Origin of the sequence: Paenibacillus lutimineralis, assembly GCF_003991425.1 — a bacterium.
Classification (GTDB): domain Bacteria; phylum Bacillota; class Bacilli; order Paenibacillales; family Paenibacillaceae; genus Fontibacillus; species Fontibacillus lutimineralis.
The window spans coordinates 1,788,281-1,814,558 of the sequence record NZ_CP034346.1 but is presented as its reverse complement, the minus strand read 5'-3'; the positions used below and the strand labels follow the sequence as shown (position 1 = coordinate 1,814,558).

Here is a 26,278-nt window from a genome sequence, read left to right as displayed (position 1 = left end):
GTTGACTTGTTCGTATATTTTTACTATAGTTACTTCAAAATTACGCTGAGAATAAGGGTGATGGGTTTGAAACGAATTGATCTGATTGAAGAAAAGCTAAGCAGGCTTTCGGCAGAAGCCGGCGTTACTGCCGGAGAGCTGGCCGCCAGCCTAGGGCTGTCACGCGCCAATGTCAGCAATGATCTGAACAGACTCTGTGCAGAGGGCAAAGCGGAAAAATACGGATCAAAGCCCGTCTATTATAGGATTTCACATACTGCGGCACGGCAAGACGCTGAGACTCAGCTGAATGCGTTTGTGCGCAATAACCAAAGTATGTTTCATTGTGTGGAACAGGCTAAAGCAGCTGTGCTTTATCCACCGAACGGGATGCATATTCTGCTGTTTGGCGAAACCGGCACGGGAAAATCCATGTTTGCCGAATTAATTTACAAATACGTCAAGGAAAAGGGGTATTTGGCCGACAAAGCGCCGTTTATCGTCTTCAACTGCGCTGATTATTCAGATAACCCGCAGCTGCTGGTCAGCCAACTGATGGGCACAAAAAAAGGCGCCTATACAGGTGCCGATTCCGATAGGCCCGGGCTGTTGGAAAAGGCTGACGGGGGCATTCTATTTTTGGATGAGGTTCACCGTTTGCCGCCGCAGGGGCAGGAAATGCTTTTTACCTTTATGGACAAAGGAATTTACCGCCGGCTGGGTGAAACAGATGCGGAGCGCCGCGCCAAGGTGTTGATTATCTGTGCCACAACAGAGGATCCGCAGTCCAATCTGTTAAATACCTTTGTCCGCAGAATTCCTATGATTATCAGAATTCCGAACTTAAGTGAACGCAGCATCGATGAACGGTTGAACCTGATTAGCGGCTTTTTCACAGCTGAATCCGCCCGTTTGCGCAAACCGATTTCTGTCTCTGTCAACTCTATGCGGTCACTGCTCAGCTACCATTGTCCCAACAACGTCGGACAGCTGAAAAACGATATTCAAATCATCTGTGCGAAAGCATATTCCGACTATGCTTCGAGGAAAAGGAGTGAGCTGTGCATTATCAGCCATGACCTGCCGGATTATGTTCGGCAGGGGCTCGGTTTTGAAACAACACATCGGCAAATATGGAAGCGCTTTATAGGGATCAACAAGCGGTTTTGCGTTTTCAATAGTGAATCCCACGCTGCAATCTGGAACGATAACGACATGGAATCAATTTATGGCATGATTGATACCCATATGCAAGAATTGAAGGACGCAGGAACAGACGAAACGCAGATAAAAAATGAAATTGATCGTGACATTCAGCTGTATTTTGAAAAGTATACGAAGATTTCCGAGAGCACAAAGGATTTTCCGAGTATTCGCAATCTTGTCGGAATGGATATAATCTATATCGTTGACCGAGTTCTCATAGAAGCGGAAGAGAAGCTGAACCGGAATTTTGAAGAGAATGTCCGGTATGGCCTTGCCGTACATGTTTACAGTTCTATCAATCGGATCCGACAGGGCCGTAAAATTGTGAATCCGCAGCTTAATGTGATTCGTAAAAATCTGCCTGCCGAATTTTCGGTAGCGCTAAGCAGCCTTGAAATAATTAATGAGAAATTCAAGGTTAACATGCCGATTGACGAGGCCGGCTTCCTGGCGGTATTTTTTGATCTGAATCGATTCCATCGCAGCGCAAAAGTGCGTGTAATTGTGATTGCACACGGAAACAGTACTGCGACTTCCATGGCCGAGACTGCAAATCGGCTGCTGGACATCAATTACACCGTCGGCATCAATGCTTCTCTCGACGAAAACTCTCAAAATGTTTACTTGAAATTGAAGGAGTTTCTGAAAAAGTCCCCATCGGAGGCGGGTGTGCTGCTGTTGGTGGATATGGGTTCCCTGATGAATTTCCCGGAGGATATTGAAAAAGAACTGGGAATACAGACGAAGGCGATTCCGCTTGTCAGCACGCTGCACGTGATTGACGCGGCCAGAAAAGCCGCGCTGGGGTATCCGCTGGACTACATTTATCAGGAAACACTGCGCGTCAATGAACTACTCAGCGAGGCGAATACGAATCTGCCCGCAAAAGATCAGTTTGCCAAGCTTTTTATCCTTACCATCTGCACAACGGGAGAAGGAAGTGCGGCCCTGCTGAAAAATGTGCTTGACAGCCAGCTAAATTACCATAATTCCATGTGCGAGGCGATCTCCCTGAAGCTCACCGACCAGAACGATTTCGTTGCCCGTTTGAGCACGATCAGTAAAATCGGAAAAATCCTCTGCATTGTCAGCACGTTTCAGGTCGATTTTCCGGTGCCGCATTTCAATCTGACGGAGGTCCTGGAGGGGAGTGCGATCCCGAGCATTCAAAAACTGATTGACCACGAGGCTATACTCTCAAAATTAGGCCAAACCTTTTCCTCCATGCTGAAATACGGAGACAGTGAAACAGTCCTGAGAAGCATACACAGCGTAATTGCTGAGATTGAAGTCCAATCCGGTCAAAAGTTGCTCCCAGATGTGCTGGTCGGGGTTTTATGCCATTTGGGATGTATGCTGGATCGATTGATCGGAAGCCAGCCAATCTCAAAGTTCCCGCAAAGGGAGACGTATATTCAGCAAAACAAGGCTTTCTTTTACCTTGTCAAGAAAGCGTGCGACTCCCTCAACAGCAAGTTCTCTATTGTGGTTCCGGACGATGAGATCTGCAACATAATGAGATTTTTTGCGCCTGAAAACTGTGAAAATGATGGAGGGGACGAATAGTACGGCATCCTGCAAAATGGTTGGCACGAAAAATGCTACAGTTAAGAGTGAAACATATGTTAAAGGAGGATCTCAAATGACAACACAAACAGTACAGGTTATGAATAAAGTTGGCATTCACGCCCGTCCAGCTTCCATGCTTGTTACCGCCGCGGGGCAATTCCAGTCCGTTATTACCGTCAACCACGGCGACAAGACTGCAACGGCAAACTCCATGATCGACCTTCTGACCCTGCGGGTAAAGATGAATGACACCGTTACAATCCAAGCAAACGGAGTTGATGAAAAAGAAGCAGTTGATGCTCTGACTGCACTGATCCAATCCAAATTTGGCGAAGAATGAATAATTATTACTGATGAAAGGATTGAACTTCATGAATAAAGGAATCGGAGCCTCGAACGGATATGCAGTTGGAACAGCATATGTCATAGCTTCTTTGAAACAGGTGCATTTCGATGCTAAGGCGAAAGACATAGAGCAGGAAACGGAACGTCTGAATGACGCCATTCAACAGTCAATCGTACAAGTGCGAAAAATTGCGGAAAAGTCCAGCAGCAATCTTGACACAAAATACGTCGCGATCATTAACAGTCATCTGAACTTTCTCAACGACCCCTCTTTTACAGGGGAAGCGTTCCGTAAAATCAAAGAAGAATCGATATCTGCCGAACGCGCGATTTCAGATATTACTCAACAGCTTTACGATATTTTTTCGGAATTTGAAGATGAATTTACAAAAGAACGGGCCGAAGATATCAGGGATGTGGGCGAAAGGGTTCTTCAAAATCTGCTCGGGGTGCAACCGGATGTCCGCTTTGATGATCTTCCACCCAATACCATTCTGTTTGCCCACGACTTAAAACCTTCCGACACGGCGCAGATTGATAAAAGCAAAGTCATCGCTTTTGTTACCGAAACAGGGGGGAAGACCTCTCATACGGCAATTATTGCTAAAGCGCTTGGGATTGCCGCGGTTGTGGGGTGCAGCGGTGTGCTACAGCATGTGCAATCTGGAGACCCCGTTATCGTGGACGGATTTTCCGGCGAAGTGATGGTTTCACCCGACGAATCCGCCTTGCAAAAATACTGCCTTCTGGCGGATGAATACCATAAGCACGTGGATGGCCTTGCGCATACTGCACATAAAAAAGTCGTTGCCAAGGATGGAAGACCAATCTGTGTAGCGGCAAACATTGGCAATCTCGAGGATCTGGCAAAAGCGCTCAAAAACGGCGCGGACGGCGTCGGGCTTTTTCGAACGGAACTTTTATATATGGAACGGACACAGATGCCCTCAGAGGAAGAACAGTTCGTCATTTACAAGGAAGCGGCGGAAATGTTGGAAGGAAAACCGCTCACCATACGGACGCTCGACGTCGGCGGCGACAAAAGCCTCCCCTATCTGAAAATTCCAAAGGAGGACAACCCGTTTTTAGGGCTTAGGGCCATTCGCCTATGCCTGCGGGAACCAGATATTTTCAAAACGCAGCTTCGCGCGATCCTGCGCGCTTCCCAATACGGGAACATTCATATCATGTTCCCTATGATCAGCTGCATGGAGGAGCTAAAAAAAGCAAAACACCTGCTGGAAGTCTGCCGGCAGGAGCTTGACCGGGAAAATATCCGTTATGATCGTTTTATCAAGGTCGGTATGATGATTGAACTTCCAGCGGCGGCTATCACCGCGGATGATTTTGCTAAAGAAGTCGACTTTTTCAGTATCGGCACAAACGATCTAACCCAATACACGCTGGCGGTTGACCGGATGAATGAAAGCATCTCTGCACTTTACGATTCCATGCACCCCGCGGTGCTTAAGTTGATCCGGATGACGATTGACGCAGCCCATCGAGCTTCGATTCCGTGCTGCATGTGTGGGGAGCTCGCTTCCGACGAAAGAGCGGCCGCCCTCCTTCTGGAATACGGCTTAGATGAATTTTCCGTAAGTCTCGGGGCGATTGCGGAAACAAAGAGCATTTTACTGAAATCTATCACAACCTGAACAGCCGATTTCATATCGTCGGTACATTCACAAATCAACCCGTAGGGAGGAGGTGGTGTTTGTATGGATCTTACTTATCAGCCCAGCCAGATTCAAATACAAAGGCAAAAGCAGATTTTGACGGTCCGCATGCAGCAATCCCTCAACATTCTGCAAATGCCCCTGCTTGAGCTCCGCAAAAAAATCAGCGAAGAAATGATTGAAAATCCGGTATTGGAAACGGATACCGATGATTTTGAAACGGGGTACCCTGTCGGCAACATGGAGGGCGCCGGAAGTGCGCCGCCGGAAACAGCGGACGGCACAGCTGTAGAACCACCACTTTTTTTAAGGGATTTCAGCGCTTCAGCTCACGCATCCCGTTCTGACGGACAGATTGACCCACTTTCGGTTCTGTCGGAGGAGCGAACCTTTTCCGACTGTCTGCTGAAACAGCTTTCCGAGGTTAAAACCGACACGGTTACGGAAAAAATCTGCCGCTATCTCATTGCCAGCCTGGATGAAGGAGGATACCTCCGCGAAACCCCAGTGGAAATCGCCTTTGAACTAAAGACTGTGGACTTAGATTCGATCAGAAAAGCCATCGCTCTGATCCAGCACATGGAGCCTGCAGGCGTAGGTGCCTCCTGTCTGAGCGAATGCATTTTGCTACAGCTTCGGCGCATGAACTACCGCGAACCTGCACTGTTCGAAATTGCAGACAGCTGCCTTTATCTCGTTGCCGAAAATAGGATAAAAAAAATTGCTGAAAGACTGAATATTTCAATTGCAGACGCCCAGCGGTACTGCGATTGCATAAGGAAGCTGAACCCCATCCCTTCCAACGGGTTTAAAACCGGCGCAGGCGAAAAATTCATTATTCCGGAAGCCATTATCCAGGTTGACAGAAATGGGGATATCCAGATTCAATATAATGATTTTAGCGTGCAAAAGTTAAGTATCAACCCTTACTACCGGAATTTGGCGGAACAAACCGATGACCGGGAAACAAAAGCATATTTGGAAGCTAAGCTCAAGCGCGCCGCTTACCTGATCCATGACGTTTCCAGCCGAAAACGCACAATCGAAAGAATTCTGGAACAAATCGTCCGGCTGCAGCCTCTTTATTTTCTGAATGGCCCCGTGTACTTAAAACCGATGTCCATGAAGTTAGTTGCGGATATGCTTGGTCTAAACGAGTCCACTGTCAGCCGTGCCCTGCAGAATAAATCTATCCTGTGTCCCTTTGGGACGGTCATCCTGAAGTCCCTGTTTACTTCTACTCTGAGTCTTCAGGATGATAATTCCCCACTGTCGCCCGTCGGCGTCAAGCAAAAAATCAGGGAGTTGATTGCAGCGGAGGACAAGGTGCAGCCGCTTTCCGATCAGGAGCTCACCTCTGAGTTAAACCGGTGCGGAATTATAATCTCTCGAAGAACGGTCGCCAAATACAGAGACCAGCTGCAAGTTCCATCTTCATCACTGAGAAAAAGATACTCTGTATAGTTGCAAATTCTCGCAGCCAATTCGTAGAGTGATTACCATTAGGCTACGTCCTTATCAAGTGGGCAATTTAACCAAGTCCTGTGTAAAAGCGGCTAATGAAGCATTCAGAGCCATGGTTAATTTTTGCCCTTTTTCTGTTAGGCTAGTATTTCTGTTTTCCAGCACAGGAGGAAAAAGAACTGATATTGTGCTAACTGGTTGTTCTGTATCCGAAGATGGAAAAACAATGACAATAAATGTTGCTGTGGCAAGTAGTATGGGGATACATAAGGACGCTTAAAATAAAACAAGGTGGAGATAATAAGTATTTTCCTTTCGAAAAAAATAGTAGGATCGGTGCTAAAAATAAATTTCAGATTGATTTGAATCCTTCTTGCAAAGAAATATATTTTTATAGAGGGGAGAGATAATAAGCATTACTTCTTTGCATCTATTTTGTATTAATCACACAACTTAACAATGAGTAGCCCTTGAATAAAATAAGTTGGAATGAGCTTTGAAAGTTTATCGTTTACCAAGTATTTGAATCATTTAGTGTTTGAATTTCGTGCATCATTCTTCGTCGTTCGTAGAGTAGATTCATATGTTTGTACGTTATACTCAAGCAGTTCCGGCGCCTGACTCGAATATTTGTTTTTCAATTCATCCATCATTGATTAATTACTGGCTGAACTTCGTAAAGTACACGTTGACATCGTTCCGACGTTTCAGAAATCGATAAGGCTTCTTCTATTCGGGTAATGTGCATGTTGACCTCCGTAAATAAGATTATTCTTTCTCTAAATTTATAAAAAAACGAGAATTAATTTTGACTTACCACATTGTCAAAATAATTCTCGTTTTAGTTACTCAAATGTTCTCGTTGGAAAGCCTATCACCCAATAATCCAACTAATTTATCCGACAGCTCTTGTCCGATCTCTCCCGGATTCAAGCAGTAATCCCCTTCGATACTTCTGATGGTATTCATCACTCACTTTCCCCGCCTCACTATCCCCGTCACCTTACTCCTCGGTACGGTCGGGTCATGATGGACAATATACGCTTTGTCAAAGCGTTCCAAGTAAGAGGGTTCATGGGATTTGGGAGTAAGGATGATTAGCTTGCGTTTGAGTTCCCGTACGTAGAGATCAAATACTTTGAGCTTGCGCTGTTCGTCAAGTGCGCTATCGAATTCGTCCAGCACGATGAAGCCTGGAGCCGTCTGCAAATTTTGCAGTAAAGCTAGAGCGAACAATAGTGAGCTCAAGGATTCTTCCCCACCGGATACGCCCTTGCCGACTTTCCCACCTCTGGCTTTGACGCTGACATCCTCAAGTGCTCCGCGATGCCCTTCCTTGCGGGCTTTGATGAATAGATTAAAATGAGTACGTTGCTTGCGATCCTCATAAGATTCCCAATCAATCTCACCTTCAAATTGGAATAAGCTCATATAAGAACTGAACCGCTGCCGAATCTCAAGCACCCTCATGTTAATTGTCGTCTCAAGCGCATTTTTCAGCTCATCGGTACGAATTTGGTCCTCTTCGAACAACACTTTCGTCCGATTATATTCATTCTGTAATCGCTCATATTCCTCCTGAACGACCCTATAATTATCAGGCGCTGCAGGATCAATACCCGGTTCTTGTCTAGCAAAATCGAACTGAATCTTCCCCTTCTCCTTATCTTGCTGCAACTCAGAAGTAGTTCGCTTGCTAAGAGCTGATTCTGCAAGATTAGAAGTATAAGTAGCAACAACCTCGTTATATATGTCCGGAATAAGCCGCTTCAAATCTTGAATTTCCTGAATACCTCCGATTAGTTCTTGCTGTACCACGTTCCATTTATCTCTGGTATTATCCAGTTGCCTGCTCATATGACCAAGATTCCGCTCTTTCTGTACCTTCTGATCTTGAACATCCTGCAGCTCCCGCTCTATCTTCTTCTTCCCACGCCCCAGCCGATGCAACTGTTCCTCCTCTTGCTCCAGTTGATCCTGCAGTTTCTCAATCTGTGCCTTCAGACTGTCCAAATATCGCTGAATCTCATTCAAGGCTTCATATTTATCTTTTAACTGTCCAAGCTGTACATAGAAGTCCGACTCATATTGAAGCTCTTGCTCCAGATGGCGCAAACGCACTTCTTCTTGGTTATACTGGATACGCTCTTGTTCCAGTTGTCGAATTCGGTCCTTAAGCTTGTTAACCCGTGCATTCTCATCATTAAGCTTCCTTATCCGCTCAGTCCGCTCATACTCTTGAGTCATGAAGGCTTCTGATTCGCGCACCCTCTGAATCATACTACTTAGAGTCTGATATTCATGTGTATTTTGCTCAATTTGTCCCTTGAGTTCTTCGCTCCGCAACTTCAGATCATGGATCTGCTGCGTAAGCTTCTCTTTGCGAAGTTGCAATGCCCGTTCACTTAGAATATAACGCCCCTTCTCCTGCGATCCACGAATCCCCATCGGATCAATCAGCACGCTGTGCTCAACCTGGAACACTCCACCTATGAAAAATTGCTCAATCCACCATAATGCCTTCATCGCATAAGGAATCCACTCTTCTCTCAAGCCTTCCTTGACCTTCAAATGTAGATTCGGTAATTCAGTAATTGAACGGTCCGGGACCACTTTACGCAGCGGAACATGATATAGATCATTTGGCGGCTCGGATATAATTCCATCGAAGAAAATCGTATATTTAATCGCATTGAATCTCTCTTCCCATTTCAATTGAGCCGACACATCCAGTTCAACCAGCTCGCTTAGCGTGAATGCCTGTACCCTTTTTACGCGAAAAAATTCCAGAGACTCCATCTGTCGTACCGACCAGTCTTGAGCTTGCTCTAGGCGGCGGAGTTCTTCCTCTAATTGACCAATTTCCTGCCGTTGACCATGCAATTGATCCTTTTCCCTCTGTATAGAGCTATCAAGCTGATTCAAACATTCCTGAATATAATGACTACTCTTATATTGAGTGAGCCGCTCCTTATGCTTAATCTCCTGCTGTCTGTCCTGATCTATCTCTACCTCTAATCTGGAGATTAGCTTCGTGCATTGATCTCTTGAATCACCGCATTTCTGCAGTTCCTGCTCCCGCAACTCTTTCTCGCGAATGGCTTCGCTTAATTGGTGCTTAGTCTGCACCAGTTGCTGCTTCACTTCATCCTCCGTACGGCGGATACGTTCCTTCTCCTTGCTTACAAGTTGCAGTTCACTCTCCAGCTCGTTCACAGCTGTCGACGTCTCCTTCATATCATCCGTTAGTTGCTGCAACGTTTCCTCATTTCGGGTGAGTTCTTGCTCAGCCAGATTGATTTGCTCTCCCTGTGCATTCAGCTGCTCCAACACCTCAGCCTCACGTATCTCCAATTCATCCATGTTGTCCCGTTGAATATCGATGCCCAGCTCCAACTGTTCGATCTGTCCTTGCAGCTGTGCTTCTTCCCGCCGATAATAATCTTCAAGCTGAAGCAATGACCGTGAATATAATTGTCCGCCTTCCAGCAGGCGGCTTCGGTTCTCCTCATAACGCTTCAACGCAGTGCTTTGAATACTAAGCAACTGCTTCTTGTGCAGAACATTTGTCTCAGAAGTACGCAGCGTTTCCTGCGTCTCCTTCAGTTTCTCCATACTCTCTTCCCAGCTCTGCTGCGCCCGGTCAATTCCGTGCATCTCAGCAAAAATCCGAAACCGCTCCTGAGGGTCCATAACGGCAAATTGATTTACTTCCTGCTGGTACCATATTAAATAGAACATGTCCGGGTCAATTTTGTATTTATACTGCAGATCCTTCTTATAGGCTGAGAAGTTATATTGGCGATCTCCGGATGTATAACGAACTGTGTTCTCCCATTGATCGGGATCGTCGCCGGAGGCAATGAAGAACTCTTTCTTGACCGGTTGTCCCGGGTCCTGGTAAATACGCAGTAAAAATTCAATATAGTCAGGGGCATCAAGCCGATCACTGCCTTCATTTCTGAACAGGAGACGAATATGTGCCTTCCACGACTCGTCCGCTTGCAGATTACGAGATCTGAGCCCCTCAATATCAACCTTGGATGAATACAGCGCCGCTCCCATGCAATAGGTAATTGTCGATTTGCCCGCCCCGTTAGGCCCTGTAATCAGAACATGGTCCATTTGACCCGATAGATCCATCACTGTTGCGGGATAGTCGCGAATACCACTGAACCACATTTTCCAAGGTATCATTGCCTCTCCTCCTCCCCTTCCCGATATAAGTTGTAACGCTTGAAGAACTTCAGTACTTCTTCCTTACTCAACTGATTGGATTGACTGAATTCTACCGTTCTGCGCAGAAATGAATCCGAGAACATATTCACACCAATCGCTGTTAGTTGATACGCCTTCTCCAGTGAATTCGTGTCATATTCCTCAACCGCCCCAATCTTCTTCAAGGGATCGATATTAAGCAGTAATCGCTGATTTGCCTTCGTGGTCTCATGTCCAAAAGCGCTTAGCAATTGATCGAACAGCGTAAATTCATGCTGCAGTACCTCTTGTTGATAGAACATGAACAGCAGGATCGCTAGACTTTCCTTCGACAGCGTACTACGTGCAGCCCTAGCAGAGACACGCATCATCGCTATAACCTGATCTTTTTTCTCATCGTAGATCACTTGGAAATACCTGCCTACCGCCTGATTGACCCGTGTTATGAAGGAATAAAAGGCTTCATCCTGATCTGTGATTCGTAGCTGCTTCTCAACTTCTTTTCTCGATAGTCCAAAGTTGCCTGAACGCAGCGTGGCTGATGATGAGAATAAAATATTCATGAATACCAGTTCCTCTTCCTGAGAGAGTATTCCTTTAAGAGCTTGCAGCACATTCAAAGAATACAGAGAGGAATCATCCGTTATAGAATCAATATTCTCAGAAGCTGCCCCTGTCAAACTAGACTTTCCGTTCTCTTCTGCCTCCTGTTCAACATTAGAAGTACTTGTCTCATCGCTATTCAAGATCTCCATTCCCTTCCTCTGTCTTATCCTTCTCTGTAGAGCCTGGTCGGCCAGAATACCTCTGCCTCGCCATTTGTCTCCGATCCTCTTGCCTCATCCAATCCCACATTTTGTTATCGAACAGCCTATTCTGCAACTGATCTTCAGTAGCAGGCTCTATCGACATTCTCTTACTGCCTATTAGAGCGGCGACAGCGGTCAATGCATTAATCGCATCCCCCCATGCCGGAGAAGTCGCTTCAATCACCACTTGTTCAATCGGCGCTTCATGCACCTGATCCATATATATCTCGATCTCCTCTGTGCGAATCATTGATTTCGTCAGCAGCCATTCGGATTGTCCGATCAAATCCCCTACCTTATCAATCGCAACTTCCTCTGCTACATACTCTTCTTCCTCATCCTGTACGGAGACAAGGTCAACTATAGGCTCGTACGTCTCTAGATAATGAACCGCCTCGTGGATCGCTGCCGCCGATAGAGGTGATGCAAACTTAACAGGGACCCATAATCCATCTGCCGCTTCCCCCGGATACAAATCCTGCTCCATAAAGCTCATCAGCTGATGGCTATTCGGAATATCCGATTCTATCGGAGGGTCATACATCTTCATAATAAATTCCCTTACCTTCTCGGGATGAATCGTCGATGAGAGCAACGTCTGCTGCATCGTCGTGAATTTCAAGTATTTATGAATCATACCGATGCTTAGATTCGTTCCTTCTGCCAAGGCAGTCGTTCCTTGCTGCATCAAATTGCTTAAGACAAGACTATCCTCCAACGTCTGAAATTGACGGAAGCGTTCATTCAGCTTGACCTCTAGCTCCAGCATTAACTGATGAATCATCTCAAGCTGCGGTAATGCCCCCCGATCTGCCAGCATCTCCAGTTCCCGTTCTCTCATCAGCTCGATCGCATTCTCCAGATTTCTGATCATACTGGCGATTCGATTGCCTCCTGAGATGCCATGATCATCGTAGGCTTCGCTTAGCTCAGCATCACGTCTAGCCTGAAACAGGGACCTCCCAATATCATCATGCATGTAGTAGGCAAGCGAATCATTAGCTAGACGGATCAGAGCATCCATCATCCGTTTACCAACGTCGCGCATTTTCAATTGCCTGGACTGCTTGGAGATCCAATTATATTTGACCAGCACATTAATAATCTGTTCGACCCGTTTACGGCTAGGGGGCTCCGGGTCCTTATAGCGATTCCGGTATCTGTAGAATAATGTGTCTGAATTCTCAATAGGTTCATCAAGTCCTAGTGCCTCTTCATTGATCAGTTGAATGATGCGCAAGAAGCGCAATATCTCCGCAGGAGTCTGAAAAGCATTTTGCGAGCCCAGATCACTTAACACGCCTGAGAGATACGCAATATCCCGCATCGACTGATGTATTTCCGCAGAGGTCTCTTCTGTTTCAAATATAGATATCAGTGGTCGATCCATCGATTCCAATCCTTGTATCCTCCCAGCACCTGCTCCTGCTCTATGGAACTCTCCTGCAGCAGCTTCTTCATATAAGTTTGGTAATCCATCCAATTCGTAATGATCTGATGATCATGACAAATCCACTTTAACATAAGCTTACTGGCCGAGACCGCTTCCATCATTTCTCTGGCAATGCCAAAGCCATCTTCATCATAGTCACTCCACATCAACACCTGGTTAATCGAATTATTAGCAACCAATCGGTGAATCAGCATTTTGTGCGAACTCCGGATATGCCCATCCACGCATATGATCAAGCAATTTGATTTTTCAGCAAAATGTTGGTCTGCGGCAATTCGTGTCAGAATCCCTCGGTTCTCTACCAACCAAAGGGTTGACGCACTGGTATGATAATCATCCTGTACAGCAGATATATCCGTTAATGCATGAACAGGTCCCGGGCGATGGACAGACCATTGTCCCTCTAGAGGCCCCGAGAAGTATATAGGGGTAATCTGACCAGGACTGATCAAACCGAGATGAGTTGCCGATTGTCCTGCCCATAGTTCCAGCGTTCTGATAAATTCATCTTTGTGTGTATCAAACACTTTGGAGCCACCGATTTCTTTATAATATCGCGCACCAATCTCTTTCCAATCAAAAACATCCTGTTCGTTCGATACTAGAATAAATGCCAGTATAAAATGCAAAAATTGAATTCTCTTCAAATTACTCCATTGGGCTTGGAAAAGCTCTGCTCCCTCCAGTTCGTCAATCGTTAGACTACTATGAGCGATAAGTCGGCTTTGCAGAAGAGATATCAGAGTCTTTCGTTCGTTCTGTATCACGCTAGTCCCTTGTCTCTGCAGCCGCGCTGCTCTCGATCGACAGCTCTCAAGCTGTTCCGCTAGCTTAGTTCTCTCTTGGTCTTGTCTTTGCCACTGTAAAGCGAACAGACGATACCCCATTCGATAACAAAGCTTATCAGTTGTCTTCCCATCCCGTTTCAAGCGCATTTCCTTGATAATCCACCCGGCAGAAAGCCACTCAAATGCCTGCTGCTCATCCTCCAGAGTGGCCCGCCGCCCAGGTGTCCACTTAAGTAGATCCACGTCTGGAACAGATGTATCCTGCCATTGCTGCATATCGGTTGTTAACGTCAAAATACCTACTTGTCGATATGTACGAACTGTCCTCTTGACAACTGGAATGTCTATAATGGTGCCCACAGAGTTCTCTAAAATTCTCAGAGATAACTCCTCTCCACTTCGCAAAATATGTTGTTGCAAATATCTCAATAGTTGCTCTTGTCCATTCACGATTTTCTCTCAACTCCCTATTGGGAATTTTTCTTGAAACGTATTCCTATGCGATCATATTCACATTCATTCTAGCAAAAATGAGATGCACATACAGTGGGACTTTCTAGTAGGGGATTAGCAACCTTTTATAAACAATAAAAAAACAAGTCAATCATGATCTATCTAATCATAACTGACCTCTAAATAATGTTCTATCTCCTAAAACTACCCGTATTACCACATCTGTCATCCGATTCCTTCGTATTTTCAGAAATCAGTTCCTAATCAACAACGATTGAAAATGAGGATTCCCCTCGCCTAAAAACCTTGTATGGAAATCATCCAATTTGAAATAGTCCTGGATAATCTCTTGAATCTCATTGTCAGGGTACATAGCAAAATAGCGTTTCGGTTCATAAGTATCCTGCTCCCAAATGCTATCCGTAGATACACCACCATACAATCCTAGAAAGAACAAGCCGTTTTGTTTCAAAATACGTCTGATCTCCATAAGAACGTCGGGCAGCTTACTTTTGGGAACATGCAGTAAACAGTTCATCGCGTACACTGCATCAAAGGTTTGATCGGGGAAATCCAATTGGTAAAAATCCATCACTTGTGCAGTTAGTCCCTTTTGCTTACATAAACGCACCATTTCTTCCGACAAATCCACGGCAGTTAGAGTAAACCCATGTTCTTTAAAAAACAAGCTATCTCGCCCTGGTCCTGCGCCAATTTCTAGGATGCTTCGCACTTCATTTGCTTGGAATGTCTCTAGTACATAATCCCTCTCCTCAACCTTCCAAAGCTCCATCCCCACTGATTCCCGAAGTTCGGCATGATTGTCGTATGCCCGTCGGAGAGCTGACTTGATGTTTGAATGATGTTCACTCATAACATGATCCCTCCATCTCAAATTTCTGTACATCAATATTCACGTTCATTTTAGCAAAAAACAAGTACATCGGCAGTAGGACTTTCTAAAAGGGGATTACCAATGCTATTTTCAGAATATTTCCGAAATCCCATGATAATTTTCATTTTTTGAATCCTCCAAGCTTCTATTCCGTATACAATAAGGAGAATAATACCATACAGGAGCTCGTATCCTGTTTGCTTATTCACTCGAATTACATAGTTTGCATGTTTGCATGAACCTACAGGAGGAGAAAACGTGAAAAAACTTGCAGCAGTACTACTATCTTCATCCATTTTATTAAGCATACTTCCAGCTGGACTGGCTCAAGCAGCAGAGCCAAATGTGACACGGGGAGAAGTTGTTAACTATCTATTGAAAGCCGCAGATGATTACAACCCTGGTGTCAAGAAGGAGGATATTCTACAAGGCTATGGCAAAGGAGATGCAAAGGAAAACCAAGATGTATCCCGAATTGAAGCTTTAATTATGCTGAGTCGGGCGTTCTCCGAGCTGCCTGAGCCAAAGGGCAATGATCTACGTATTTCCAACAACTCTGCTGAGTTCATTGACATCCCGAAATGGGCAGAGGATGAAATCGTCAAGCTAACAGCAACGGGCATCATTAACGGTTATCCCAACGGAAAGCTTGGAGCTTCCGACCACATTACCATGGAGCAATTAAACACACTAACGAAACGCTTGATGGCCCTCAAAGGATCGAATCCACGCGATGATTATTATGAATTCGTGAATAAAACCTGGCTGAATAAATCCACCATCCCAGCTGGAGAAATGACTAACGGTGTATTTAATGAACTGGCAACCTTGAACGAGGAACGAGTCAAAACAATCATTGATGAAATCGTGCAGAAGCCACAGCAAGCAGGCTCCATGGAGCAGAAAATTGCCGATTTTTACAAAACCGCTCTCGATGTAGAGCATCGTAACCAGCAGGGAATCAAGCCGATCGCTCCTTATTTGGCCGCCATTGATAAAGCTTCTTCCATTCAACAATTGCTCGATACAACTCTAGAAATTGAAAGTGCAATGTCGAACGGTTCTCTGCTTTCTTTTGCCGTTATGGGAGATGCCAAAGACAGTAATGTCAACACTTTGTATTTCTCGGGCTTAGGCACCGTACTCGATAAGAACAGCTATGTTTCCGGGGATGAGCGGACCAAGAACGTGTATACTGGTTATTTAACGAAATTGTTCAAGCTGTCTGGAGTAGATGAGAACTCTGCAAAAGCACAGGCTGAAGCAATGTATTCCTTCGAAAAAGAGTTGGCCGCAGCGACAATGGACATTCAGGATCAAGGAAACGTAAATAACTTCTACAATGCTTACACCAAAGACAAATTTGTTGCACTCTTCAAGTCATTTGATATGGCTAAATTGATGAAAGAGCTTCACCTCGACAACACGGATAAAGTGATTGTAACTGACATCGGATTGGTGAATAAATCAGCTGAAATATTAACTGACAAAAATCTCGACACGCTCAAAACCTATACCAAAGCATTGTTATTGATTAATACAGGTAGTATGCTGTCAGAAGATTTCATTAAAATCAGCCAAGAGTTCCAGTCTGAAATGTTCGGTGTAGAAGGCGAAAAAACAAATGAGGAAATCGCCCTGATGATCACCCAAGGGGTGATGAGCGATTATCTTAGCCAGGAGTTCGCAGAACGCTACTTCAGCAAAGAAGCTAAACAAGATGTCGAGCAAATGGTCAAACAGTTTATTGAAGTTTATAAAGAACGGATTCAGGCCCTGGACTGGATGTCCGAGACAACCAAAGCCAAAGCCATCAAGAAGCTAGATAAAATGACAATCAAAATCGGTTATCCGGATAAATGGGACGATTCACTAAATAATGTAACTATTAAATCCTACGAGGATGGCGGATCGTTGTTTGAAAATATCGTTGCGATCTCCAAGGCTAGTAAAGCACGTGCGGTTGCTTCACTCGGCCAGCCTGTTGACAAGAATAGCTGGATGATGAGCGTCTACGATGTAAATGCTTATTACAATCCGTTGAACAACGAAATCGTGTTCCCGGCAGGAATCTTGCAGGCTCCGTTCTATGATCTGAAAGCCAAGCATGAGGCAAATCTGGGTGCGATCGGCATGGTCATTGCGCATGAGATCAGCCATGCTTTTGATAATCTAGGCTCCGCCTATGATGAGAACGGAAATGCAGTCGACTGGTGGACGCCAGAGGATTATAAGAAATTCCAGGAAAAATGTGAGCAAGTTATCGCTTATTATGACGGCGTTGAAGTCGTTCCTGGCGTATATAACAACGGCAAACTGACCGTAAGCGAAAATATCGCCGACCTCGGCGGCATGGCTGCTTCACTTCAAGTGTTGTCCAAAATGGAAAATCCGGATTACAAAGCTTATTTTGAAGGCTATGCAACAATCTGGCGTACCACAATGAATAAAGAGATCGCTGCATATATGTCAACCGTTGACACACATTCTGCGAACAAAGTACGTGTTAACCGCACCGTCTCGAACTTCCCTGAGTTCTATAAAGCCTATGAAGTAACCGAGAAAGATGCTATGTATGTTGCTCCTGAGAATCGCGTAAGCATTTGGTAATTCTTAAACACGGACTAGATGGAATATAAACTCGACTATGAAACTATAAAAAAGCTGATGCCAAAATAGAGCATCAGCTTTTTGGTTGAAACGAATGATTTTGACAAGTAGTTGTTTGGATTACATATCCCCTTATTTTTCATCAGTTTACCCTGGGGTTCCAATGTCTATTATAAGAGGTGCACTGCATTACGCCTCAAGGGGCTACTCTTCTCAATCTGTAGAGGGACGAAAACTTAAACGCCTGCAACTAGCGCATTAGATACTTACAGTTCTTCTCCATTAGTGGCTATAACTCTCTTATACCATTCGAAAGAATCTTTACGCGAGCGCTTCAGCGTTCCATTTCCTTCATCGTCCTGATCTACATAAATGAATCCGTACCGTTTGGACATTTCCGATGTGGACATGCTGATAAGGTCAATTGGCCCCCAACTTGTATAGCCCATCAGCTCTACGCCGTCTCTGATCGCCTCTTTCATTTGCGCAATATGCTGTCTTAAATAATCAATCCGGTACGTATCGTGAATTGAGCCGTCCTCCTCTGCCTGATCGTACGCCCCCAGACCGTTCTCAACGATGAACAGAGGCTTTTGATAACGGTCGTACATCGCATTAAGCGTCACGCGAAGGCCGATCGGGTCAATCTGCCAGCCCCATTCCGAGGCTTTCAGATATGGGTTCTTCACCCCGCCGAACAAGTTTCCTTCCGCTCTTTCATTTTGTGGCGAATCCGATACAGTGAGGCTCATGTAATAGCTAAAAGATATATAATCCACAGTATACTTCTTCAGGATTTCATCATCGCCCGGCTCCTTATGAAGAGCTATATCATTCTCCTCAAAGAATCGGTCCATATACTTCGGATATTCTCCGCGAGCATGCACATCTGTATAGAACAGGTTCATCTGGTTGCCATGTTGTGCCTTAAGCACATCCTCCGGCTTGCAGGAGTACGGGTAAGTCTCCATTCGGGCCAACATGCAGCCGATCTTGGCATCAGGAATAATTTCGTGACACAATTTTGTCGCCAGGGCACTGGCCACGAACTGATGATGCAGTGCCTGATAGATCGTCTGCAGCTTGTTCTCGACCCGATCGATCACGACCCCGCCGCCCGTAAACGGACTAAGCGGCATCATGTTGATTTCGTTAAAGGTCAGCCAGTACTTCACTTTGTCCTTGTATCGTCTGAACACTGTTTCGGCGTATTTCGCGAAGCAGTCTATTACTTCTCGCCCTGCCCATCCGTTATATTTCTGTGTCAAACCTAGCGGTGTCTCATAATGAGCTAGCGTGACAAGCGGCTGTATGCCGTATTTGTGCAGTTCATCAAGAACGTTGTCATAGAACTGCAGCCCGGCTTCATTCGGTTCAGCATCATCACCATTCGGGAAGATACGCGCCCAGTTAATAGAAATCCGGAATACCTTAAAGCCCATCTCCGCGAACAAAGCGATATCTTCCTTGTAGCGATGATAGAAATCAATACCGTGCCGCTTCGGGAAGCGCGCATCGACCTTGCCAGCGAGAATGCGCTCGATTTGCTTTGACGTGATTTCGATGGCATGCCCTCCAGTGCGCTGCTCTTTAGGAACAAATGCAACCATATCAGCGCTGGACAGGCCTTTGCCATCTATATTATAGGCACCTTCAATCTGGTTGGCCGCCGTTGCGCCGCCCCATAGGAAATTGTCTGGAAACCCCTTCTTACTTGTCTTCATATACATGATCCTCCTTTAGTGAATGATTTACGATTGTCAATAAGTAATCGTTATGCTTCGCTTCCGACTTGTCCGTCTTCAGTACGTCCAGATAGCTGGCGGAATTGGTAACGATAATCGGAGTTGCTGTAACGAAGCCAGCTGCTCTAATCTGCTCCACGTCGAAATCAAGCAGCAGATCCCCTTGCTTCACACGGTCGCCTTCCTTTACTTTCTTGTCGAAGAATTGTCCTTTTAATTTAACTGTGTTTACCCCGACATGAATGAGCAATTCGACACCTTCATCGGACGTAATGCCGATCGCATGTCCAGTCGGAAATACAGTTGTTACGGTGCCACTGACAGGCGATGTCAAGCGGCCAGATGACGGCTCAATCACGATTCCCTTCCCCATAGCTCCCGATGCGATCGCCTCATCAGGCAATAGTTCAAGAGGCATGATCTTTCCATTCAGCGGACTGACGATGACTTCCTTATCTACCAGGCTCTCCGTTCCAGGTAGAGGCGCAGCATTACCTAATGCATTGCCCGAAGCAGCCGTATTCTCCTCAGTTTCTTCTTTGAAACCTAGTATCAAGACGAGCACAATGGCCAAAATGAAGGCAACGGTAATTCCTATCATCGTTGTAGTGAATCCAGAACCGATATACGTTGGAATCGCGAGCAGGCTTGGAAAGGCAAATCCGAAGCCGCGACCGCCGCCGGCCCCGATAATCGCACCGCCAACCGCTCCGGAAATACAAGCATAAATAAACGGTTTCTTAAATTTCAAGGTAATCCCGTAAACCAATGGCTCTGTAATACCAAAGACGCCTGCAATTGTCGTAGAACCTGCCAATGCCTTCGTCTGTTTGTTCTTTGATTTCAAGAAAACGCCGAGACCAGCTCCTGCCTGCGCTAAGACAGCCGCAGCCAGCATTGGCATCATCGTGTCATAACCAACAGTCGTCAGGTTGTTCAGCATGATCGGTATAAAGCCCCAGTGTACGCCGAAAATAACGAAGACCTGCCAGAATGCCCCAGCAATTATGCCCGCAATCAATGGGCTCAAATTATAGACCCACGTATAACCGGAAGCCACAGCTTGGCTGATCGTGTTGCCCACAGGTCCAAAAATCAGGAAGGTAAGCGGCACGACAATGACCAATGCCAGCATTGGAACAAAAATATTTCTTACCGATTCGTGAATGATTGAGCGTAGGAGCTTCTCCACATAGGATTGAATCCAGACCGCTAATAAGATAGGAATTACGCTTGATGTATAATTAATCAGCGTTACAGGAATACCCAGAAACGCAATTTGCTGCGCGTTATTAAATGCATCCAGAATACTCGGATAGACCAGTGCACCGGCGATAGCGACGGCCACGAACGGGTTCGCCTGGAACTTGCGCGCCGAAGTGAAGCCCAGCAAAATCGGCAGGAAATAGAATGTGCTATCCGCTGCAGCATTTAGGATCATGTAGGTACCATTAGCGGCGTCCAGCCAGCTCAACTGTACGAACAACGCCAATAACCCTTTTAATAGCCCGGCGCCGGCAAACGCCCCCAGCAGCGGTGAGAAGATACCCGAAATAAGATCAATCGCCTTGTCAAGTACCGAACTGTTTGACCTTTCTGTATTACCACCTTTCCTCTCGGCGTCTTCCAGATTGGTATCCTTCATAATCTGCGCGTATACTTGGCCTACATTGTTGCCAATGACGACCTGCAACTGACCGGCGCTCTCAACGACGGTAATGACGCCTTCCATCTTTTCTAATGCGGCTTTATTGGCTCTGGACTTGTCCTTTAGCTTGAATCTCAGCCTTGTAGCGCAGTGAACGAGAGAGATTACGTTCGATTCCCCGCCAACCTGAGTGATGATTTGCTTAGCCAAATCCTGATTATTCATGACCATAACCCCTTTAGCATCTATAAAATATATAACGTGCTTTGGTTCAGCCAGGATGCCGCTAGCATGCACCCCAGTATTCCCTTAGCAAAAAAGAAAAACCTAAACTCAGGGCAAAACCAACACCTGTAGAGATGTTCATTTTGCCATCAGTTCAGGTTTTGCCTGCATGACCAGTAACACCCTGTAATGACGGATTGTTTAACGATATTCTATTCTCCAAGGCTATTGCGTTCCGTCACGCGCTGAATGTGGATTGTCAGATATACATATTCGTCTTTGCTTAATGATTGCTCGTAAGTATTCTCTAAATATTCGTTGATTTTCATCACACATGCAAAAGCTTTGGTATATGTGTTCTTCACCTGGTTGTAAAGAAAATCCTCTCCGCTGCTATGGCTCTCCTTCCGCAATACCCGCATAGAAAAATATTGTAGATGCCTAAGGAACCGCGAATAATTGAGCGAAGTATCATCCAGCACAATGTTATAGTGATAGGTCACAATATTGAGGATATTACGGACGATCTCAGTCATTTTCATCGTATATTTCATTTCATTGCTGTCCATGCGGGCATTAACAAGATGGAGAGTAATAAAACCCGCTTCATCCTCACCAAGGGCATAGCCCGTACTCCGTTCAATGATCTGGAGCGCATCTAACCCAATCTCATATTCTTTCTTATAGAAACGCTGAATTTCAAAGAGCATGGCATTGCTAATGCTAAGTCCCCTCTTATGGCGCTGGATAGCGAAATGGATATGATCCGTCAAGGTCAAGTAAATGTTATCGCTAAACGTAGTGTTCAATACTTTATTCGCATGAGTCACAATTTCATTGACCAGTTCCAGATGAGATTCCGGGATCTCATAGAGCAGCTCTGTCAGCTTGGTAGTCAGCTCATTGGTGCTTAACATGAAAGTTTTATCGATTTTCTCCTCGTCGACGGTATCCCCTATCACTTTTTTAAAAGAAATGCCCCTTCCCATCACAATGATCTCTTTGCCTTTCGCGTTCTTGGTCAGAAGAACATTGTTATTAAGGACCTTCTCAATGATCATTCGTGACTCCCCTCCAGATTTTTTTATAGAAATAAAAAATGCCCAAGCTAATCATAGATCACTCACAGTGAATGATTTATAATTAACCTAGGCATTGCCCGTTTTACCGGTCACAATCCTTATTTACCTTCCATTCTAGCATAAAATAAAGCGATTACAAGCTTTTTATGATATTTTGCTAGAGGTTCGCCTTTGGTAGGAAAACCTCTACTCAAGACACCTCAAGAATAAGCGACCGCGATGCAAAGGTTAGTTTTCTTGCGATATAGAATTTCATCAGCGTAGCAAGGTAACTTATACATCCTATATCTAACACGAAGTGAGATCATCGACGAGGAGCTGATCTCTACTTGCAGCCCGCCCAGGGCGGCCGCACGTTATGAGCTCTGCCCTCTCCTGCTACGCTTCTGTGAAAGAAAGCTAGAGCTATAGATTGTCGGCCCTGGTCGCAATCAGAGGAGCCAATCGCTGTTTTCTAATGATCAGGAGTGTTTGATCTTAGAAGCTGGTCACTATCTGGCAGTTGGGGCGGCTTGTACGTTCTCGCCCCGGTATGGTGTATCAACGCTTGCCTGGATATACACTCCGGCCGGAAGAAGGCTTTTATATAAGGGTTTTTAAATGCGTTACCACAACAAACTTTCAATCCACGCATCCGCGTAGGATGCGACTCCGATTTTAGGGAGGAATGGTCCAAAAATCGGTACATTCTTACTGTAATTAATACTTTGGAGAAACAATAAATTCAATTTCCATCCAGTTATGGATAAAAATCAAGATATTTATGGTGCGAATCCCCTGGGGATTTCATGTTCGCTTGGGGTTCGCACCAAATTCTTTTATACAAGTATCATTAAACCTGATTAGAACAATATTCAACTCATCTACTCTATTTCCTCTATTTTTCACTTCACTGTAATTTAATATATGCAAGTTTCTAGCGATTCGCTTAATGAGTTACCATCGATTGAAAATCATCCCTGCTTGATTGATCGGCGTGGTAGAATACCACATCTCCATCTAGCAGTGTAAAGGTACGTCCATACGAATCCGTAATCTTACGCTGGAACCCCTCCATCTGCTGCCACTGATTCATCAGTGGAGCGTGGATATACTGCAAATACGGCTTGTCTGTCTGTCCGTCGCGCACCGTCTCAATGTTAAAATTCACGACAATATACCCATCTCTCAGAAAAATCGGAGATTTATCCGTTAACCCTTGATGTGTTCGTCCATATTCCGCTACATTTGTCCCTGCCTCTACCGCAAACAATTCTGCAGGCAGACTATACTCCCCATACCATCGCTGAATCGATGCATTTGCTCGTGCAGAGTCCACGCCTTGCGGCAGACCACTCTTTGGTCCAAGAAAGGTACGAACGTTCCCAGGAAGCTGTAACAGACTAAGACGACCGATCATTGTTTTCTGCTTTGTCATTTTCTCCTTATAGTACTGAACGTACTGAGCGCGCCCAATATTGGCGATCTGTCCAAACGTGTACTCGTGATCATACTTATAGAGCGCCGTATTTGTTAATTCCTCGTCTGGAACATTCCGCAGCCGCTCATTCAAAACGACGTAACGTTCTACCTCATCCATCGGAGAGCCGATCTTCACATAACTGCTGCGTCCAGTATGATAATACAGATCCACCAAGATTCGCTTACCATCCTGAGCACTAATAAAATTAAAAGTCGGAGTAATGCGAATCTGATCCTGAGTGCCAAATAGGTATAGGTAAGGTTTTGACTGGAGTCGCCACCTTTTCCCCACCTCCGCACCGTGCATGCGACTTTCACCGCACACGGCGCTCCATCTTGCTATTATGTTTTAAACAACTATTTCCAAGTTACTCATTTTGCGGTATTGGTTAACTTTTTGCAACATAGGTTCTGTTAAACCAAGCATACGCTTGAGTCCAATAATCGTCTGTTCATTCGTAGCATGAATTAGTGTATGGACATCTCGATGAAGGATGCGTAAGTTATTATATTTGTCATCTCCACCGAGATACGTTGGTACATAATGATGACAGTGTACATCATTCGCAAATAGGAACATGCCTGTAATTTCACATTTCCCCATCACCATACTGTACCGACTAATCCGATTATCCAGAAATTCAGCGCTTCGTTGTGGATTGTCAGATTTCATCATTTTGATGATTTCTGTTTGTACATGCCCACTAAGCTTTTTGATAATGAGGCTCCGTCCCTCCACAGTGAATGGTGTCATCTCTTGACTGAAGTTCAGGTTTTTGGAGGTTCTTACATCCACTATTGGATACAGGTATATCCCATCAACATTAAATGTTCGATAACTTGTTGAATAGAATTTCCTATATGTAGGAGGTGGATTATTCGGATGCTCGTATTTACCAATCTGCTTTAAACGATTATAGGTGAACTTTTTCAGGTCATAGGCAAGTCGTGAGAACTCGATAAATACATGCGTTGCTTTCTTAAAGTAATTGTGAATCCCAAGAACAAAACTGTTGAAGCGGTGTGCATTACCAGCCGAAGGTGATTTTTTAATATCTTGAATGAGTTTTTTGTATTGCAGTTTTATTTGTTGTTTTTTCTTATCAATCACACCGGTATGCGCAACTGCCTTTTTCCCCTTTATCGTAGCCTTAATAGTAAATCCAAGAAACTCGGATTTCTTCTTTCGAAGATTTAAGATTTTCGATTTATCTGGGGAGATATCCAAGTTTAGACGATCTTTCAAGTATAGTCTTACGGCATGAAACCACTTTTGGGCTGTTTTCCAGTCACGACAGAGGATCTTGAAGTCATCAGCGTATCTAACGATGAATCCTTCTTTAAGCTTTGATTTCTTCAAAGCGTTGTATTTATTCCTCTTTGTATATGCATGATTGGGTTGGAAGTTCTCCCATTGCCCAGCTACCCATACATCCAGGTCGTGCAATGCAATATTGGAAAGCAAAGGGGATAGTATCCCACCTTGAGGGGTTCCCTTTTCAGGAATGCCTTCGCCTTCAACCTCAGCTTTCAGCATTCGACTGATGATGCGCAAGACTTTACGGTCATGTATCCCTAGATTCCATAGCTGCTTTAATAAGGTTGAGTGATTAATGTTGTCGAAGAATCCTTTTATATCGATGTCTACGATGTAATGGAGTCCTCCATTATTAATCAAAAATTGCACTCTGGCCAATGCGTTGTGGGTAGATCGTAGCGGTCTGAACCCATAACTATGTTTATAAAAATGCGCCTCGGCAATTGGTTCAAGCACTTGCTTAAAGCATTGTTGTATTAATCGGTCTAGGATGCATGGAATCCCCAATGGTCTCATTTTTCCATTGGCTTTAGGAATATAGACTCGTCTAACTTTCTTAGGATGATAATTTTCCAGTTTTGTTTTAATGAGATTTACAAGGTCGCTATCAGTTATTACTTTAAGGTTCTCAATTGTCTTGCCGTCTGTTCCTGCTGTCTTCGATCCCTTATTTGACTTAATTGTGCGGTAGGCAAGAAGAATATTTTCCCTTGATGTGATTAATTCATACAGACGGTTAAATGCCCCTTTTTGCTTAGCACGTTCATGTAAATCAGTAAAGGTATCCGTTAAGTTGTAGTAATCCCAATAACGTAGAGCCTGTATTGTGGCAACCTCCTTGTAGAGATTGTCCCCACTTTCATACCCGACCGATACAGTTCACTTTTGGAAGTTGTTTATCATAATAGCAAGACTCAGGGCTGTTCCTCCACTCCCGTTACAGAAGCTTCATTGGTAGTGCCCTTACTCTCGCAAGGATAAATGCATTTCGGAATTAACCTTATAGCAACCGTCTTGGATAGCAGTCCATTGTTGCGACGTCCCTTGGTTTCCTTGTTCCTTCTATCTTAGCTATACATATTGTCCTTAGGTTACTCCTTTGAACCTGCAAGTGTGATACCGCCATTGTTCGGTATAGCGTATTTCCTAACATGTAATCGTACTTTACGCCGCTTGCCCCAACATTCGTTGGTCAACATGTTTCCATGAGGTAGGCATTTAGATTCGTAAATTCGGAGTTTCGTCGGTTCCCATATGAACATTCTCACCATAGACAATTTTTTCAGCCGTCCGGCATATCGGTTGGCATACCTTCCTTAATAGGTGGCTGTAGC

General features: G+C 44.9%; 15 protein-coding genes. 5 read left to right on the top strand and 10 right to left on the bottom strand.

The window, feature by feature from the left end; translation table 11 throughout:
* Positions 1–66: 66 nt before the first annotated feature.
* From EI981_RS07410 to rpoN, 4 genes are all read left to right on the top strand, one after another.
* Positions 67–2,751 carry a sigma-54-dependent transcriptional regulator gene (locus EI981_RS07410; protein WP_126996845.1) on the top strand — a complete coding sequence of 895 codons (2,685 nt, stop codon included), beginning with the start codon at positions 67–69 and terminating at the stop codon, positions 2,749–2,751.
* Between the two features lie 76 nt (positions 2,752–2,827).
* Entirely contained in the window at positions 2,828–3,094 is a 267-nt protein-coding gene (locus tag EI981_RS07405; protein WP_126996842.1) for an HPr family phosphocarrier protein, read from the top strand.
* A gap of 13 nt (positions 3,095–3,107) precedes the next feature.
* Positions 3,108–4,754 (top strand): phosphoenolpyruvate--protein phosphotransferase, encoded by a 1,647-nt coding sequence (gene ptsP, locus EI981_RS07400; RefSeq protein ID WP_227011747.1) that lies wholly within the window; start codon positions 3,108–3,110, stop codon positions 4,752–4,754.
* A 63-nt stretch (positions 4,755–4,817) separates the two neighbouring features.
* Complete coding sequence (gene rpoN / locus EI981_RS07395; protein WP_126996838.1) at positions 4,818–6,239, top strand: RNA polymerase factor sigma-54; 1,422 nt, start codon at positions 4,818–4,820, stop codon at positions 6,237–6,239.
* 972 nt (positions 6,240–7,211) lie between these two features.
* On the opposite strand, the gene EI981_RS07390 is transcribed toward rpoN, so the two are convergent.
* The 5 genes from EI981_RS07390 to EI981_RS07370 form a co-directional block, all read right to left on the bottom strand.
* Positions 7,212–10,436 (bottom strand): AAA family ATPase, encoded by a 3,225-nt coding sequence (locus tag EI981_RS07390; protein WP_126996836.1) that lies wholly within the window; start codon positions 10,434–10,436, stop codon positions 7,212–7,214.
* Positions 10,433–11,212 (bottom strand): hypothetical protein, encoded by a 780-nt coding sequence (locus EI981_RS07385; RefSeq protein ID WP_227011746.1) that lies wholly within the window; start codon positions 11,210–11,212, stop codon positions 10,433–10,435. Before EI981_RS07385 ends, EI981_RS07390 begins: the two co-directional genes overlap by 4 nt.
* Positions 11,196–12,665 (bottom strand): hypothetical protein, encoded by a 1,470-nt coding sequence (locus EI981_RS07380; RefSeq protein WP_418789044.1) that lies wholly within the window; start codon positions 12,663–12,665, stop codon positions 11,196–11,198. The genes EI981_RS07385 and EI981_RS07380 overlap by 17 nt, the downstream gene beginning before the upstream one ends.
* Positions 12,641–13,867: a DUF2399 domain-containing protein gene (locus EI981_RS07375; RefSeq protein WP_162616125.1), complete on the bottom strand. Its 1,227-nt coding sequence runs from the start codon at positions 13,865–13,867 to the stop codon at positions 12,641–12,643. Before EI981_RS07375 ends, EI981_RS07380 begins: the two co-directional genes overlap by 25 nt.
* A gap of 346 nt (positions 13,868–14,213) precedes the next feature.
* A complete protein-coding gene (locus EI981_RS07370) occupies positions 14,214–14,834 on the bottom strand; it encodes a class I SAM-dependent methyltransferase (protein ID WP_162616124.1) in 621 nt (206 codons plus the stop codon).
* Between the two features lie 279 nt (positions 14,835–15,113).
* Between EI981_RS07370 and EI981_RS07365 the strand changes: the two genes are divergently transcribed.
* Positions 15,114–17,465, top strand: coding sequence for a M13-type metalloendopeptidase (locus EI981_RS07365; RefSeq protein ID WP_126996830.1), 2,352 nt, complete (start codon positions 15,114–15,116; stop codon positions 17,463–17,465).
* A 266-nt stretch (positions 17,466–17,731) separates the two neighbouring features.
* Here the strand turns inward: EI981_RS07365 and EI981_RS07360 are convergent, their stop codons facing one another.
* The 5 genes from EI981_RS07360 to ltrA all read right to left on the bottom strand — a co-directional run bounded on the left by EI981_RS07360 (position 17,732) and on the right by ltrA (position 25,769).
* A complete protein-coding gene (locus EI981_RS07360; RefSeq protein WP_126996828.1) occupies positions 17,732–19,189 on the bottom strand; it encodes a glycoside hydrolase family 1 protein in 1,458 nt (485 codons plus the stop codon).
* Entirely contained in the window at positions 19,176–21,083 is a 1,908-nt protein-coding gene (locus EI981_RS07355; RefSeq protein WP_126996826.1) for a beta-glucoside-specific PTS transporter subunit IIABC, read from the bottom strand. The genes EI981_RS07360 and EI981_RS07355 overlap by 14 nt, the downstream gene beginning before the upstream one ends.
* A gap of 212 nt (positions 21,084–21,295) precedes the next feature.
* Positions 21,296–22,144: a BglG family transcription antiterminator LicT gene (gene licT / locus EI981_RS07350; RefSeq protein ID WP_126996824.1), complete on the bottom strand. Its 849-nt coding sequence runs from the start codon at positions 22,142–22,144 to the stop codon at positions 21,296–21,298.
* A gap of 949 nt (positions 22,145–23,093) precedes the next feature.
* Positions 23,094–23,918: a hypothetical protein gene (locus EI981_RS07345; protein WP_227011745.1), complete on the bottom strand. Its 825-nt coding sequence runs from the start codon at positions 23,916–23,918 to the stop codon at positions 23,094–23,096.
* Positions 23,919–23,975: 57 nt separating this feature from the next.
* Entirely contained in the window at positions 23,976–25,769 is a 1,794-nt protein-coding gene (gene ltrA / locus EI981_RS07340) for a group II intron reverse transcriptase/maturase (protein WP_126996820.1), read from the bottom strand.
* Positions 25,770–26,278: the final 509 nt, after the last annotated feature.

Bases quoted from the DNA above. Each gene is read 5' to 3' on its own strand.
- EI981_RS07355 (WP_126996826.1), bottom strand. From the start codon at position 21,083: ATGAATAATCAGGATTTGGCTAAGCAAATCATCACTCAGGTTGGCGGG.
- EI981_RS07370 (WP_162616124.1), bottom strand. From the start codon at position 14,834: ATGAGTGAACATCATTCAAACATCAAGTCAGCTCTCCGACGGGCATAC.
- rpoN (WP_126996838.1), top strand. From the start codon at position 4,818: ATGGATCTTACTTATCAGCCCAGCCAGATTCAAATACAAAGGCAAAAG.
- EI981_RS07390 (WP_126996836.1), bottom strand. From the start codon at position 10,436: ATGATACCTTGGAAAATGTGGTTCAGTGGTATTCGCGACTATCCCGCA.
- EI981_RS07385 (WP_227011746.1), bottom strand. From the start codon at position 11,212: ATGGAGATCTTGAATAGCGATGAGACAAGTACTTCTAATGTTGAACAG.
- EI981_RS07405 (WP_126996842.1), top strand. From the start codon at position 2,828: ATGACAACACAAACAGTACAGGTTATGAATAAAGTTGGCATTCACGCC.
- licT (WP_126996824.1), bottom strand. From the start codon at position 22,144: ATGATCATTGAGAAGGTCCTTAATAACAATGTTCTTCTGACCAAGAAC.
- EI981_RS07360 (WP_126996828.1), bottom strand. From the start codon at position 19,189: ATGAAGACAAGTAAGAAGGGGTTTCCAGACAATTTCCTATGGGGCGGC.
- ptsP (WP_227011747.1), top strand. From the start codon at position 3,108: ATGAAAGGATTGAACTTCATGAATAAAGGAATCGGAGCCTCGAACGGA.